We start from the raw sequence: 16,063 nt of genomic DNA on the forward strand, positions 1-16,063 counted from the left end.
CGCGCAACGGGGGTCCGCACGCGCGCGAGGACCCCGGGTACGCGAGTTTCGGCGGAAAGTCGGGGTCGGCGAACGTAGGGTGCGGAGCATGCGTGTGACCGCTGCGGAGTCGACGGAGTTGTTCGTCGGTCCGCCGGATGCGCCACTGCAGCTGGTCCGCGCCCACCACACCGCCGGTACGGTTCCCACCCCGGTGCGCGTCAGCGGATACGGCATCCACGGCGAGGCCGTCGCCCAACCGGGTGACACCTCCGTCGAGATCCCGGTCTACGTCGACGACCCGGTTCCCGGCCAGGTGCGCCAGGCGCGGATCGGGGACACCACCTTTGATTTCGTGGTTGCCGAGCCGGGCTGGACCATGCACATGATCAGCCACTTCCACTACGACCCGGTCTGGTGGAACACCCAGTCCGCCTACACCAGCGTGTGGACCGAGGACCCGCCCGGCGCCTGCCGGCAGACCAACGGCTTCGACCTCGTCACCGCGCATCTGGAGATGGCCCGCCGGGTGCCGGAGTACAAATTCGTGCTCGCCGAGGTCGACTATCTCAAACCGTTCTGGGACACCCACCCCGAGGAACGCACCGACCTGCGCCGGCTCATCGCCGAGGGACGCGTCGAGATCATGGGCGGCACCTACAACGAGCCCAACACCAACCTGACCAGTCCCGAGACGGCGATCCGGAACTTCGTGCACGGCATCGGATTCCAGCGGGACGTGCTCGGCGGTGACCCGGCCACCGCCTGGCAGCTCGACGTCTTCGGTCACGACCCGCAGTTCCCCGGGATGGCCGCCGATGCCGGGCTGACATCGAGCTCCTGGGCGCGCGGACCGCATCACCAGTGGGGGCCGATGGCAGATCACGGTGACCCGGAGCGGATGCAGTTCGCCAGCGAGTTCGAGTGGACCGCCCCGTCCGGTCGCGGCCTGCTGACCCACTACATGCCCGCGCACTACGCCGCCGGCTGGTGGATGGACTCGGCGCCGACCCTGGCGGAGGCCGAGGCGCAGACCTTCGAACTGTTCACCGGGCTCAAGAAGGTCGCCCTGACCCGTAACGTGCTGCTGCCGGTCGGCACCGACTACACCCCGCCGAACAAGTGGGTCACCGAGATCCACCGCGACTGGAACGCCCGCTACACGTGGCCGCGGTTCGTCTGCGCGCTGCCGCGGGAGTTCTTCGCCGCGGTCCGGTCCGAACTCGCTGCCGGCGGACGCCGCGCCTCGGTGCAGACACGGGACATGAACCCGATCTACACCGGCAAAGACGTCTCCTACATCGACACCAAACAGGCCAACCGGGCCGCCGAGAACGCCGTGCTGGAGGCCGAACGCTTTGCGGTGTTCGCCGGAATCCTGGGCGGGGCAACGTATCCGCAGGCCGCCCTGGCCAAGGCCTGGGTACAGCTGGCCTACGGCGCCCACCATGACGCCATCACCGGGTCCGAGTCCGACCAGGTGTACCTGGACCTGCTGACCGGCTGGCGCGACGCCTGGGAGATCGGCCGGGGGACCCGCGACAACGCCCTGCGATTGCTCTCCGGTGCGGTCAATGCCGCGGTGGTGGTGTGGAATCCGCTGGCGCACAACAGGACCGATATCGTCACCGCACAGCTGGAGCACAGCTTCACCGGTGTGGTGCGTGACGTCGACGGCACCGCGCTGCCCACCCTGATCGAGGACCACACCGTCACCTGGCTGGCCGCCGGGGTGGGCTCGCTGGGCTGGCAGGGTTACCGGCTCGACGCCGACGGCCGCGGCTCGCGCTGGGAGCCCCACGACGGGGTGAGCATCACCACCGCGCGCCACTCGTTGACCGTCGATCCCGAACGTGGCGGCGCGGTGTGTTCACTGCTGGTCGACGGTCGCGAACTCATCGCCGATGGCCGCGTCGGCAACGAACTGGCCGTATACGACGAATACCCGGCCCACCCGCAGGCCGGCGAGGGGCCGTGGCACCTGCTGCCCAGAGGGCCGGTCACCTGCTCGTCGGAACACCCTGCGGCGGTACAGGTCTGGCGCTGTGCGCTGGGGGAGCGGGTGGTGGTGACCGGGCACATCCAGGACGTGCTGAGCTATACCCAGACCATCACCCTGTGGCACGGTGTCGAGCGAGTCGAATGCCGGACCGTCGTCGACGAATTCGTCGGGTCGGACAAGCTGCTGCGACTGCGGTGGCCGTGCCCGGTGCCCGGGGCGACCCCGGTCAGTGAGGTCGGTGATGCCGTCATCGGCCGCGGCTTCGGACTCTTCCATCAGGGCGGCGATGCGGTCGACGCGGCCGTGCACCCGTCCACCCTGGACAATCCGGCCTACGGTTGGTTCGGTCTGTCCGCGACGCTGCGGGTGCGCATCGGGGCCGGCGTGAGGGCCATCGCGGTGGCCGAGGTGGTCAGCCCCGACGAGGAGTTCGACGCGCGTGAGCTGATGGTGGCGCTGGTGCGGGCCGGTGTCACCGCGACCTGCAGCGTGGCCGGTCGCGCCCGCTACGGTGACCTGGCGGTGGACTCCAACCTGCCCGACACCCGGATCGCCATCGGCGGACCCGACGAGAACGATTTCACCGCAGCGATTTTGGCGTCCGCACCCGACCACCGTGCGGAGTTCGACCGGCAGCTGGCCGCCACCGGCGCGGCCCGGGTATGGGTTCCCGCGGTATCTCCGTTGGCCGACGAATGGGTGCCCGGTGCCGACCTGCGTGGTGACCGGGCGCTGCCGGTGCTGATCGTCGCCGGCGGGCTCACCGCGCTGATCGAGGATATCGCCGATGCCGAGATCGTCGTCGCCCAGCAGGCGCCGGCCGGCCTGGAGCCGTTCGAACCGGCGACGGTGGCACTGCTGAATCGGGGCGTCCCCGGCTTCGCGGTCGAACCGGACGGCACCCTGCACACCTCGCTGATGCGCTCGTGCACCGGCTGGCCGTCCGGTACCTGGATCGACCCGCCCCGGCGCACCGCACCCGACGGGTCCAACTTCCAGCTTCAGCACTGGACGCACACCTTCGACTATGCGGTGGTAGCCGGCGACGGCGACTGGCGGGACTGTGGATTGCCACGCCACAGCGCGGAATTCGGCCACCCCCTGTTGGCGCTGGTCAACCGTCGCGCCGGTACCGACCGGCTGCCTGCGCACGGCGCCCTCCTCGATGTCGATGCCGACGGTGTCCACCTCGGGGCACTCAAGGCCGCGGGGAATCCGATCACCTCGGCCAGTGTCGCCGGCGTCGACCCGGGGTCGGTGGCGCTGCGGCTGGTCGAGACGCACGGCAGGCAGACACCTTTCGTGGTGCGCTCGGGGCTGTGCGCCGTCTCGGGTCTGCGCCACGCGGACCTGCTGGAGAACGACACCGGGCCGGCCACCGAGACCCTGCACGGCTATCAGATCGCCACGCTGCTGGCACATCTGGACACGGTGCAGATCCTGCATGCCGACAACGAGTCGATCGGTCCGGAAGCCGAAGCGGCCCAGCCTGTTTACGCGCGATACTGGCTGCACAACCGCGGCCCGGCGCCGTTGGGTGGGCTGCCGGTCGTCGCGCATGTGCATCCGCACCAGGTCCGCACCGAACCCGGGACGCAGCTGAATCTGCGGTTGACCGCCGCCAGCGACTGCACCGACGCCGCACTGCGGGGCCGGGTCCGGCTGATCTGTCCGCCGCAGTGGTCCGCGGATCCGGGCGAGGTGACCTTCGTGCTGCCGCCGGGGGAGTACCTCGATGCCGAGGTGGCCGTCGAGGTGCCCGCCGATGCCGCACCCGGGCTGTACCCGGTGCGCGTCGAGTTGGCCGTGACCGGTGGGCGCGGTCTGCCGACCTCGTGGCGGCAGGTCGTCGAGGATGTGTGCCTGGTACAGGTCGGCGACACCGCAGGCCACGAGGTGCTGCGGCTGGTGGCCGGGCCGTCGGAGGTACGGGTGCGGCGTGGCGGACGCGGTCGCCTGCACGTCACCGTCGGCACCGATGCCCGCGCGGATCTGGCCGTGGAGGGCCACCTGATCAGCCCGTGGGGTACCTGGGAATGGCTGGGGCCGGCGGTGATCGGCGCGGAGCTGCCTGCCGCGGGCCTGACGACCCTGGACTTCGACGTGACCCCGCCCGAATGGGTGACCCCGGGCCGGTGGTGGGCACTGGTCAGGGTGGCGGGCGCGGGTCGGCTGATCTACTCCCCGGCGGTCTGGGTGGTGGTGACGTGACCGCGGCGCTGGTGGCCGGCGTCGCCGTCACGGTCGCCGAGGTCGATGCGGCCGAGCGCGCCCTGCGCGAGAGCAACGGCGCGTGGGCGTTACCCCGTCCGGGCACCAGCGAGGGACGTCAGCTGCGGCGCTGGCTCACCCAGCTGCTGGTGGCCGAACGAGTGGTCGAGCTGGAAGATGTTTCCCGGCAATCGGTTCCGTCGATCGAAGAAGTGCTGCCCGATATGACCGCGCGACTGGAAATCGGCAGCATCGCCGCGGCGGTACTCACCACCACCGCCGGTCGGGCAGCCTTCGCGGTCGTCACCGCCGATGTCGACATCACCGATATCGAGATCGCCGACTACCACCGGCGCAACCCCGGCCGCTTCTCCTCCCGACGGTCGGTGCCGTTGCCACTGGACGAGGCGTACCTGCTGATCGCCGAACACCTGCGCTCGGCGGCGCAGCGACGCGTGTTCCGACAGTGGTTGGATGCCCGCTGCGCCGAACTGGTGCAGCTGTCACCGGGCTATGAGCATCCCGGCGACCCCCGCCAACCCGACAACACCCACAGGCACTGAATGACGGTTCTCGCAATAGACATCGGTGGCACGAAGATCGCGGCCGCGCTCGTCGACGACGGCACATTGACCCACCGGGCGCAGGTGCCGACCCCGCAGACCTCGGCGCAGGACGCTTGGCAGGCGACCGCGGCGTTGATCACCGACACGCTGTCCGTCGGCGAGGTCGAGGCGATCGGTATCTCCTCGGCCGGACCGGTCGACCTCGGCGCCGGCGCCGTCAGCCCGGTGAACATCGCGGTGTGGCGCGATTTCCCGATCGTGGCCCGGGTCGCGGAGCTGACCGGCCTGCCGGTACGACTCGGCGGTGACGGGCTGTGCATGGCGCTCGGGGAGCACCGCTTCGGTGCCGGTCGGGATGCGCAGTTCCTGCTCGGCATGGTGGTCTCGACCGGTATCGGCGGGGGACTGGTGCTCGACGGCCTGCCCTATGACGGCCGCACCGGCAACGCCGGGCACGTGGGGCACACGGTGATCGAGCTCGACGGGCAGCGCTGTCCGTGCGGCGGTCGGGGATGCGTGGAGACGGTGGCCTCCGGTCCCGCGATGACCCGGTGGGCCCGCGCGCAGGGGTGGGCGGGTGCCGACGCCCGGGAACTCGCGGCCGCGGTCGGCGAGAACGACCCGGTGGCCGTCGAGGCGTTCCGTCGTGGCGCCACCGCGGTGGCCGCGATGATCGCGTCGACGGCCGCGGTGTGTGACCTGGACCTGGTGGTCATCGGCGGCGGGGTGGCCAAGGCCGGGCCGGTGCTGTTCGACCCGCTGCGCGCGGCGCTGGCCGACTACGCCGGGTTGACGTTCCTGCGCGATCTGCGGGTGGTGCCTGCCGCGCTCGGTTCCGATGCGGGCCTGATCGGCGCCGGTGCGCTGGCGCTCTGAGCCGCCCGCCCAGCGTCGACGGGTGTGCCATCTTCCGGGTTGAAACCCGCATTCACGCCGACGCTCGGCGCTCGTTTTGGCTGATCGTGCCCCGGCAGGCTATTCTTTGGCGGTTCCACCGAAGACCGTAGGTCACCTGGCAACAGGTTGAAGGTCCGGGATTTCCCGGCGGCCCACGCAGGAGGACGAGGTAGAAGCATTCTTGCGCGCCCCGACCTGTCTGCGTCGGGGCGTTTGTGATTTCCGGCCCCTCAGGCGGTGGACGACCCAACCATCACGAGGAGGCAAGCATGGCCAAGGCTGAAAAGGCCACCGCGGTCGCCGACATCGCCGAGAAGTTCAAGGAGGCGACGGCCACCGTCGTCACCGAGTACCGCGGCCTGACGGTGACCAATCTTGCCGAGCTGCGCAGGTCGCTGGGCGACGGAGCCACCTACACGGTTGCCAAGAACACCTTGGTCAAGCGTGCGGCCGCCGAAGCCGGCATCGAGGGTCTGGACGACCTGTTTGCCGGCCCGACCGCCATCGCGTTCATCAACGGCGAGCCCGTCGATGCCGCCAAGGCGATCAAGAAGTTCGCCAAGGACAATAAGGCCCTGGTCGTCAAGGGCGGCTACATGGACGGAAAGGCTCTTTCCGTCGATGAGGTCAACCGCATCGCCGATCTGGAATCGCGCGAGGTCCTGCTGTCCAAGCTGGCCGGCGCGCTGAAGGCGAAGCAGTCCCAGGCCGCGGCGCTGTTCGTGGCGCCCGCGTCCCAGATCGCCCGCCTGGCTGCAGCTCTGCAAGAGAAGAAGGCCGGCTCGGAAAACACCGACGCCGCATAAGCAACCCACCACCCACAGAGATAAGGAATCACCATGGCAAAGCTGTCCACCGACGAACTGCTCGACGCGTTCAAGGAAATGACCCTGCTCGAGCTCTCTGAGTTCGTGAAGCAGTTCGAGGAGACCTTCGACGTCACCGCCGCCGCCCCCGTCGCGGTTGCCGCTGCCGGCCCCGCCGGTGGTGCCCCGGCCGAGGCCGCCGAGGAGCAGTCCGAGTTCGACGTCATCCTCGAGGGTGCCGGCGACAAGAAGATCGGCGTCATCAAGGTCGTCCGCGAGATCGTTTCCGGCCTGGGCCTGAAGGAAGCCAAGGATCTGGTCGACGGCGCTCCCAAGCCGCTGCTGGAGAAGGTCAACAAGGAAGCCGCTGACGACGCCAAGGCCAAGCTCGAGGCCGCCGGCGCCACCGTCACCGTCAAGTAGTTCACTCGCACTGTGGGCCGGGGCGATGTTCGACCCGGGGCCCAGTCATTTCCGGGTTTGCAGTGCTGCGGTTCGTCGTTGCTGAAAAACCGGGTAGGTTACAGTGACTCAAGCCACAGGCGCTCCTGGCAGGTGGCACGGGCGGGGCTGCAAGCGGAAGGAACACCTATGGGCGTCCAAATCGACGTGACCAATCTGAGCAAGTCGTTCGGGTCGTCGAAGATCTGGGAAGACGTCACGATGTCGATTCCCGCGGGTGAGGTCAGCGTGCTGCTGGGCCCCTCGGGTACGGGTAAGTCGGTGTTCCTGAAGTCGCTGATCGGTCTGTTGCGGCCGGAGCGCGGGTCGATCGTCATCGACGGCACCAACATCTTGGAGTGCTCGGCCAAGGAGCTCTACGAGATCCGCACGCTGTTCGGGGTGCTGTTCCAGGACGGCGCGCTGTTCGGCTCGATGAACATCTACGACAACACCGCCTTCCCGTTGCGTGAGCACACCAAGAAGAGCGAGTCCGAGATCCGCAACATCGTGATGGAAAAGCTCGAGTTGGTCGGTATGCCCAACGACGGGCACAAGTTCCCCGGTGAGATCTCCGGCGGTATGCGCAAGCGTGCCGGTCTGGCCCGCGCGCTGGTGCTGGACCCGCAGATCATCCTGTGCGACGAGCCGGACTCGGGTCTGGACCCGGTGCGTACGGCCTATCTGTCGCAGTTGCTGATCGATATCAACGCCCAGATCGACGCGACGGTGTTGATCGTGACGCACAACATCAACATCGCCCGCACGGTGCCGGACAACATCGGCATGCTGTTCCGCAAGCAGCTGGTGATGTTCGGGCCGCGCGAGGTGCTGCTGACCTCCGACGAGCCGGTGGTCAAGCAGTTCCTCAACGGTCGTCGTATCGGCCCGATCGGTATGAGCGAGGAGAAGGACGAGGCGACCGCGGCCGCCGAGCAGGCCATGCTGGACGCCGGTCAGCACGACGGTGGTGTGGAAGAGATCGAAGGTGTGCCGCCGCAGCTTTCGGCCACCCCCGGTATGCCCGAGCGCAAGGGTGTGGCGCGCCGGCAGGCGCGGGTGCGCGAGATCCTGCACACGCTGCCCCCGGCCGCCCAGGAGGCCATCCGCGACGACCTGGAGGGCACGCACAAGTACGCCTCGCACGAGCCGGGTCACGTCACCCGCGCCCACCACGAGGACGACGCCCCGACGCAGTCCATCCCGGTGTCCAACCAGTAACGCCGCCGTACACGAGAAACCGCCCGGGCTGTCAGCCCGGGCGGTTTCTCGTTCGGATCGCAATGTTCCCCTGTCAGCCCCGTCGTGGATAGATAGGCACGGCGCGGCTGTCAGCGGAACATTGCGTACCGGCAAATCTGAAAACTCCACAGCCGACACGGCCCTATCTCTTGACGGACGGAGGCAAACGGGCCAGTCTGTTGGGCAGCAATGTATGACGCAATGTGCAGGATCCAGCCGCCAGCCAGCGCCGGACGCACCCCATACATGCTGTGGTTGAGGAATGCGCCATGTTCCGCTATTGTTGGACGTTGCGCTGGCTGCATCCTGCCCACCCTTCACTGCACCTGAGTTCGTGACCTAGCCTGAGCCCTGCTCAGTGAGCTAGACGCGTGCCATGGCTCGGAGAGGAATCCGGGCTCGGAGAGCCAGCCGAACCGATGCAGATATAGCTGGAAGGGTGCATCTTGGCAGTCTCGAGCCAGAGCAAGTCAGATTCCACTAATAGCTCCGTTCCGGGAGCGCCCAATCGTATTTCCTTCGCCAAGCTCCGCGAGCCTCTTGAGGTTCCGGGGCTGCTCGACGTCCAGACCGACTCGTTCGAGTGGCTGGTCGGCTCGGACAAGTGGCGCACCAAGGCAGTCGACCGCGGCGATGTGAACCCCGTCGGCGGCCTGGAAGAGGTCCTTGCCGAACTGTCCCCGATCGAGGACTTCTCCGGCTCGATGTCGCTGAGCTTCTCGGACCCGCGCTTCGACGAGGTCAAGGCCCCGGTCGACGAGTGCAAAGACAAGGACATGACGTACGCGGCCCCGCTGTTCGTCACGGCCGAGTTCATCAACAACAACACCGGTGAGATCAAGAGCCAGACGGTCTTCATGGGTGACTTCCCGATGATGACCGAGAAGGGCACCTTCATCATCAACGGCACCGAGCGTGTCGTGGTGAGCCAGCTGGTCCGTTCGCCGGGCGTGTACTTCGACTCGTCGATCGACAAGGCGACCGAGAAGGACCTGCACAGCGTCAAGGTCATCCCCGGCCGCGGTGCGTGGCTGGAGTTCGACGTCGACAAGCGCGACACCGTCGGTGTCCGCATCGACCGCAAGCGTCGCCAGCCGGTCACCGTGCTGCTGAAGGCGCTGGGCTGGACCAACGAGCAGATCACCGAGCGCTTCGGCTTCTCCGAGATCATGATGAGCACGCTGGAGAAGGACAACACCGCAGGCACCGACGAGGCGCTGCTGGACATCTACCGCAAGCTGCGCCCGGGCGAGCCGCCCACCAAGGAGTCGGCGCAGACCCTGCTGGAGAACCTGTTCTTCAAGGACAAGCGCTACGACCTGGCCCGCGTCGGTCGCTACAAGGTGAACAAGAAGCTCGGCCTCAACGCCGGCGAGCCGATCACCAACTCGACGCTGACCGAAGAGGACGTCGTCGCCACCATCGAGTACCTGGTGCGGCTGCACCAGGGCGACAAGGTGATGACCGCGCCCGGCGGCGTCGAGGTGCCCGTCGAGGTCGACGACATCGACCACTTCGGCAACCGTCGTCTGCGCACCGTGGGTGAGCTGATCCAGAACCAGATCCGGGTCGGCCTGTCCCGTATGGAGCGCGTCGTCCGCGAGCGGATGACGACCCAGGACGTCGAGGCGATCACGCCGCAGACCCTGATCAACATCCGTCCCGTCGTGGCGGCGATCAAGGAGTTCTTCGGCACCAGCCAGCTGTCGCAGTTCATGGACCAGAACAACCCGCTGTCGGGTCTGACCCACAAGCGCCGCCTGTCGGCGCTGGGTCCCGGCGGTCTGTCCCGTGAGCGCGCCGGCCTGGAGGTGCGCGACGTGCACGCCAGCCACTACGGCCGGATGTGCCCGATCGAGACCCCGGAAGGTCCGAACATCGGCCTGATCGGTTCGCTGTCGGTGTACGCCCGGGTCAACCCGTTCGGCTTCATCGAGACCCCGTACCGCAAGGTCGTCGACGGTGTCGTCACCGACCAGATCGACTACCTGACCGCCGACGAGGAGGACCGCCACATCGTGGCGCAGGCCAACTCGCCGGTCGACGGCAGCGGCCACTTCGTCGAGGACCGCATCCTGGTCCGTCGTAAGGGCGGCGAGGTCGAGTTCGTCTCGGCCACCGACGTCGATTACATGGACGTCTCGCCGCGCCAGATGGTGTCGGTCGCGACCGCGATGATCCCGTTCCTCGAGCACGACGACGCCAACCGTGCCCTGATGGGTGCCAACATGCAGCGCCAGGCCGTTCCGCTGGTCCGCAGCGAGGCACCGCTGGTCGGTACCGGTATGGAGCTTCGTGCCGCCATCGATGCCGGTGACGTGGTCGTCGCCGACAAGACCGGTGTCATCGAGGAGGTCTCGGCCGACTACATCACCGTGATGGCCGATGACGGCAGCCGCCAGACCTACCGGATGCGCAAGTTCGCCCGGTCCAACCACGGCACATGCGCCAACCAGCGCCCGATCGTGGACACCGGACAGCGTGTGGAGGCCGGCCAGGTCCTCGCCGACGGCCCCTGCACCGAGAACGGTGAGATGGCCCTCGGTAAGAACCTGCTGGTCGCGGTCATGCCGTGGGAGGGTCACAACTACGAGGACGCGATCATCCTCTCCAACCGTCTGGTGGAGGAGGACGTGCTCACCTCGATTCACATCGAAGAGCACGAGATCGATGCCCGCGACACCAAGCTGGGCGCCGAGGAGATCACCCGGGACATCCCGAACGTCTCCGATGAGGTGCTCGCCGATCTCGACGAGCGCGGCATCATCCGCATCGGCGCCGAGGTCCGCGACGGCGACATCCTGGTCGGCAAGGTCACCCCGAAGGGTGAGACCGAGCTGACCCCCGAGGAGCGCCTGCTGCGCGCCATCTTCGGTGAGAAGGCCCGCGAGGTCCGTGACACGTCGCTCAAGGTGCCCCACGGTGAGTCCGGCAAGGTCATCGGCATCCGCGTGTTCAGCCGCGAGGATGACGACGAGCTGCCCGCCGGTGTCAACGAGCTGGTCCGCGTCTACGTGGCGCAGAAGCGCAAGATCTCCGACGGTGACAAGCTCGCCGGACGCCACGGCAACAAGGGCGTCATCGGCAAGATCCTGCCCGTCGAGGACATGCCGTTCATGCCCGATGGCACCCCGGTGGACATCATCCTGAACACCCACGGTGTGCCCCGTCGTATGAACATCGGCCAGATCCTGGAGACCCACCTCGGGTGGGTGGCCAAGGCCGGCTGGAACGTCGAGGGCAGTCCCGAATGGGCGGGCAACCTGCCCGAGGGCATGCAGTCGGCCCCGGCCGATTCCATCGTGGCCACCCCGGTGTTCGACGGCGCGCAGGAGAAGGAGCTCGAAGGCCTGCTCGGCTCGACGCTGCCCAACCGCGACGGCGAGGTCATGGTCAATGCGCAGGGTAAGGCCGAGCTGTTCGACGGCCGCAGTGGCGAGCCGTTCCCGTACCCGGTGACGGTCGGCTACATGTACATCCTGAAGCTGCACCACCTGGTGGACGACAAGATCCACGCCCGTTCGACCGGTCCGTACTCGATGATCACCCAGCAGCCGCTCGGTGGTAAGGCGCAGTTCGGTGGTCAGCGGTTCGGCGAGATGGAGTGCTGGGCCATGCAGGCCTACGGCGCTGCCTACACGCTGCAGGAGCTGCTCACCATCAAGTCCGACGACACGGTGGGTCGCGTCAAGGTGTACGAGGCCATCGTCAAGGGCGAGAACATCCCCGAGCCGGGCATCCCGGAGTCGTTCAAGGTGCTTCTCAAGGAGCTGCAGTCGCTCTGCCTGAATGTGGAGGTGCTGTCTTCGGACGGCGCGGCGATCGAGATGCGTGACGGTGATGACGAGGACCTGGAGCGTGCTGCTGCCAACCTCGGAATCAACCTGTCGCGCAACGAATCCGCCTCTGTCGAAGATCTGGCCTGATAGTCAAGTTTCAACACCCGCAAGGGGAAAGGGAGTTACGTGCTAGACGTCAACTTCTTCGATGAACTCCGCATCGGTCTGGCGACCGCGGACGACATCCGCAACTGGTCCTACGGTGAGGTCAAGAAGCCGGAGACCATCAACTACCGCACGCTGAAGCCGGAAAAGGACGGCCTGTTCTGCGAGAAGATCTTCGGACCGACTCGCGACTGGGAGTGCTACTGCGGCAAGTACAAGCGTGTCCGCTTCAAGGGCATCATCTGTGAGCGCTGCGGCGTCGAGGTGACCCGCGCCAAGGTGCGCCGTGAGCGGATGGGCCACATCGAGCTGGCCGCACCCGTCACGCACATCTGGTACTTCAAGGGCGTCCCGTCGCGCTTGGGCTACCTGCTGGACCTGGCCCCGAAGGATCTGGAAAAGATCATCTACTTCGCGGCCTACGTCATCGTCGCCGTCGACACCGAGATGCGGCACAACGAGCTGTCCACGCTCGAAGCCGAGATGGTCGTCGAGAAGAAGGCCGTCGAGGATCAGCGCGACGCCGACCTGGAGGCCCGGGCCCAGAAGCTCGAAGCCGACCTGGCCGAGCTGGAGAAGGAGGGCGCCAAGTCCGACGTGCGCCGCAAGGTGCGCGACGGTGGCGAGCGCGAGATGCGCCAGCTGCGCGACCGGGCCCAGCGTGAGCTGGACCGGCTCGACGAGATCTGGACCACCTTCACCAAGCTGGCCGTCAAGCAGCTCATCGTCGACGAGGTGCTCTACCGCGAGCTCGTCGACCGCTACGGCGAGTACTTCACCGGCGCCATGGGTGCCGAGTCGATCAAGAAGCTCATCGAGACCTTCGACATCGACGCCGAAGCGGAGTCGCTGCGCGACACCATCAAGAACGGCAAGGGCCAGAAGAAGCTGCGCGCGCTCAAGCGACTGAAGGTCGTCGCGGCGTTCCAGCAGTCCGGCAACTCGCCGATGGGCATGGTGCTCGACGCCGTTCCGGTGATCCCGCCGGAGCTGCGCCCGATGGTTCAGCTCGACGGTGGCCGCTTCGCCACCTCCGACCTGAACGACCTGTACCGCCGCGTCATCAACCGCAACAACCGGCTGAAGCGACTGATCGACCTCGGTGCGCCCGAGATCATCGTCAACAACGAGAAGCGGATGCTGCAGGAGTCGGTGGACGCGCTGTTCGACAACGGCCGGCGCGGCCGGCCCGTCACCGGGCCGGGCAACCGTCCGCTCAAGTCGCTGTCCGATCTGCTCAAGGGCAAGCAGGGCCGCTTCCGTCAGAACCTGCTCGGTAAGCGCGTCGACTACTCGGGCCGTTCGGTCATCGTCGTCGGCCCGCAGCTCAAGCTGCACCAGTGCGGTCTGCCCAAGCTGATGGCGCTCGAGCTGTTCAAGCCGTTCGTGATGAAGCGCCTGGTGGACCTGAACCACGCGCAGAACATCAAGAGCGCCAAGCGCATGGTTGAGCGTCAGCGTCCCCAGGTGTGGGATGTCCTCGAAGAGGTCATCGCCGAGCACCCGGTGCTGCTGAACCGTGCACCGACCCTGCACCGCCTGGGCATCCAGGCCTTCGAGCCGCAGCTGGTCGAGGGCAAGGCCATCCAGCTCCACCCGCTGGTGTGTGAGGCGTTCAACGCCGACTTCGACGGTGACCAGATGGCCGTGCACCTTCCGCTGTCGGCGGAGGCGCAGGCCGAGGCGCGCATCCTGATGCTGTCCTCGAACAACATCCTGTCGCCCGCGTCGGGTCGTCCGCTGGCCATGCCGCGTCTGGACATGGTGACCGGTCTGTTCTTCCTGACCACCGAGATCGACGGTGACAAGGGCGAATACACACCGGCCGCCAAGGACACCCCGGAGACCGGCGTCTACAGCAGCCCGGCCGAGGCCATCATGGCCATGGACCGCGGTGTGCTGAGCGTGCGCGCCAAGATCAAGGTGCGGCTGACCACCCTGCGTCCGCCGGCCGACATCGAGGCCGAACTGTTCCCGGAGGGCTGGAACACCGGTGACGCCTGGACCGCGTCGACCACGCTGGGCCGCGTGCTCTTCAACGAGCTGCTGCCGAAGGGTTACCCCTTCGTCAACGCGCAGATGTTCAAGAAGGCGCAGGCGTCGATCATCAACGATCTCGCCGAGCGGTACCCGATGATCGTCGTCGCCCAGACCGTCGACAAGCTCAAGGACGCCGGCTTCTACTGGGCCACCCGCTCGGGTGTCACCGTGTCGATGGCCGACGTGCTGGTTCCCCCGCAGAAGCAGGAGATCCTGGAGCGCTACGAGGGCGAAGCCGACGCGATCGAGAAGCAGTACCAGCGCGGCAAGCTCAACCACGACGAGCGCAACGGCGAGCTGGTGAAGATCTGGCAGCAGGCCACCGAAGAGGTCGGCAAGGCGCTGGAGGAGTACTACCCGTCGGACAACCCGATCATCACGATCGTGAAGTCCGGCGCCACGGGCAACATCACCCAGACCCGCACGCTCGCGGGCATGAAGGGTCTGGTGACCAACCCGAAGGGTGAGTACATCCCGCGCCCGATCAAGTCCTCCTTCCGCGAGGGCCTGACCGTGCTGGAGTACTTCATCAACACCCACGGTGCCCGTAAGGGTCTGGCCGACACGGCGCTTCGTACCGCCGACTCGGGTTACCTGACCCGTCGTCTGGTGGACGTGTCGCAGGACGTCATCGTCCGTGAGACCGATTGCCAGACCGAGCGCGGTATCAACGTCACCCTGGCCGAGAAGCAGGAAGACGGCACGCTGGTCCGCGATCAGCACATCGAGACCTCGACGTACGCCCGCACGCTGGCCACCGACGCGGTGGACGCGGACGGCAACGTCGTCGTCGCCCGCGGCCATGATCTCGGCGATCCCGCGATCGATGCGCTGCTGGCCGCCGGCATCACCGAGGTGAAGGTCCGCTCCGTGCTGACCTGCACCACCGGCACCGGCGTCTGCGCCATGTGCTACGGCCGCTCGATGGCCACCGGCAAGCTCGTCGACATCGGCGAGGCCGTCGGTATCGTCGCCGCGCAGTCGATCGGTGAGCCCGGTACGCAGCTGACCATGCGTACCTTCCACCAGGGTGGTGTCACCGGTGGCGCCGACATCGTCGGTGGTCTGCCGCGTGTGCAGGAGCTGTTCGAGGCCCGCGTTCCGCGGAACAAGGCCCCGATCGCCGATGTCACCGGCCGGGTGCAGCTGGAGGAGACCGACAAGTTCTACAAGATCACCATCGTTCCCGACGATGGTGGCGAGGAAGTCGTCTACGACAAGCTGACCCGTCGCCAGCGCCTGAAGGTGTTCAAGCACGACGACGGCTCCGAGCGTCTGCTCTCCGACGGCGACCACGTCGAGGTCGGCCAGCAGCTCATGGAGGGTGCTGCCGATCCGCACGAGGTGCTGCGTGTGCAGGGCCCGCGCGAGGTGCAGATCCACCTCGTCAAGGAGGTCCAGGAGGTCTACCGGGCCCAGGGCGTGTCGATCCACGACAAGCACATCGAGGTCATCGTCCGGCAGATGCTGCGTCGCGTCACGATCATCGACTCGGGTTCGACGGAGTTCCTGCCCGGCTCGCTGACCGAGCGTGCCGAGTTCGAGTCGGAGAACCGTCGCGTCGTGGCCGAGGGTGGCGAGCCCGCGGCCGGACGTCCGGTGCTGATGGGTATCACCAAGGCATCGCTGGCCACCGATTCGTGGCTGTCGGCGGCGTCGTTCCAGGAGACCACTCGCGTGCTGACCGATGCGGCGATCAACTGCCGCAGCGACAAGCTGATGGGTCTGAAGGAGAACGTGATCATCGGTAAGTTGATCCCGGCCGGTACGGGTATCGCCCGCTACCGCGACATCCAGGTCAACCCGACCGAAGAGGCCCGCGCTGCGGCGTACACGATCCCGTCCTACGAGGATCAGTACTACAGCCCGGACTTCGGCCAGAGCACCGGCGCTGCCGTGCCGCTGGACGATTACGGATACTCCGACTACCGGTAA

8 protein-coding genes are annotated in these 16,063 nt (G+C 67.2%); all 8 read left to right on the top strand.

The features are described from left to right. Window positions 1-88: 88 nt before the first annotated feature. The 8 genes from BST17_RS03275 (at window position 89) to BST17_RS03310 (ending at window position 16,063) form a co-directional block, all read left to right on the top strand. Entirely contained in the window at window positions 89-4,192 is a 4,104-nt protein-coding gene (locus BST17_RS03275; protein WP_083055501.1) for a glycoside hydrolase family 38 N-terminal domain-containing protein, read from the top strand. After that, window positions 4,189-4,755, top strand: a complete 567-nt coding sequence (locus BST17_RS03280; RefSeq protein ID WP_083055502.1) for a DUF7158 domain-containing protein — start codon at window positions 4,189-4,191, stop codon at window positions 4,753-4,755. The genes BST17_RS03275 and BST17_RS03280 overlap by 4 nt, the downstream gene beginning before the upstream one ends. Next, complete coding sequence (locus BST17_RS03285; protein WP_083055503.1) at window positions 4,756-5,634, top strand: ROK family protein; 879 nt, start codon at window positions 4,756-4,758, stop codon at window positions 5,632-5,634. A gap of 290 nt (window positions 5,635-5,924) precedes the next feature. Then, window positions 5,925-6,461 (top strand): 50S ribosomal protein L10, encoded by a 537-nt coding sequence (gene rplJ / locus BST17_RS03290; RefSeq protein ID WP_083055504.1) that lies wholly within the window; start codon window positions 5,925-5,927, stop codon window positions 6,459-6,461. A 33-nt stretch (window positions 6,462-6,494) separates the two neighbouring features. Next, on the top strand, window positions 6,495-6,884 hold the full coding sequence (gene rplL, locus BST17_RS03295) for a 50S ribosomal protein L7/L12 (RefSeq protein WP_083055505.1): 390 nt from the start codon (window positions 6,495-6,497) through the stop codon (window positions 6,882-6,884). Window positions 6,885-7,052: 168 nt separating this feature from the next. Next, window positions 7,053-8,123 (top strand): ABC transporter ATP-binding protein, encoded by a 1,071-nt coding sequence (locus BST17_RS03300; protein WP_083055506.1) that lies wholly within the window; start codon window positions 7,053-7,055, stop codon window positions 8,121-8,123. A 452-nt stretch (window positions 8,124-8,575) separates the two neighbouring features. Further along, window positions 8,576-12,070 (top strand): DNA-directed RNA polymerase subunit beta, encoded by a 3,495-nt coding sequence (gene rpoB / locus BST17_RS03305; RefSeq protein WP_083055507.1) that lies wholly within the window; start codon window positions 8,576-8,578, stop codon window positions 12,068-12,070. Between the two features lie 39 nt (window positions 12,071-12,109). Beyond that, window positions 12,110-16,063, top strand: coding sequence for a DNA-directed RNA polymerase subunit beta' (locus tag BST17_RS03310; protein ID WP_083055508.1), 3,954 nt, complete (start codon window positions 12,110-12,112; stop codon window positions 16,061-16,063).

The organism is Mycolicibacterium bacteremicum (assembly GCF_002086115.1).
Classification (GTDB): Bacteria; Actinomycetota; Actinomycetes; order Mycobacteriales; family Mycobacteriaceae; genus Mycobacterium; species Mycobacterium bacteremicum.

Coding starts and splice junctions, on each gene's coding strand:
- BST17_RS03275 (WP_083055501.1), top strand. CDS start 89: ATGCGTGTGACCGCTGCGGAGTCGACGGAGTTGTTCGTCGGTCCGCCG.
- BST17_RS03285 (WP_083055503.1), top strand. CDS start 4,756: ATGACGGTTCTCGCAATAGACATCGGTGGCACGAAGATCGCGGCCGCG.
- rplJ (WP_083055504.1), top strand. CDS start 5,925: ATGGCCAAGGCTGAAAAGGCCACCGCGGTCGCCGACATCGCCGAGAAG.
- rplL (WP_083055505.1), top strand. CDS start 6,495: ATGGCAAAGCTGTCCACCGACGAACTGCTCGACGCGTTCAAGGAAATG.
- BST17_RS03300 (WP_083055506.1), top strand. CDS start 7,053: ATGGGCGTCCAAATCGACGTGACCAATCTGAGCAAGTCGTTCGGGTCG.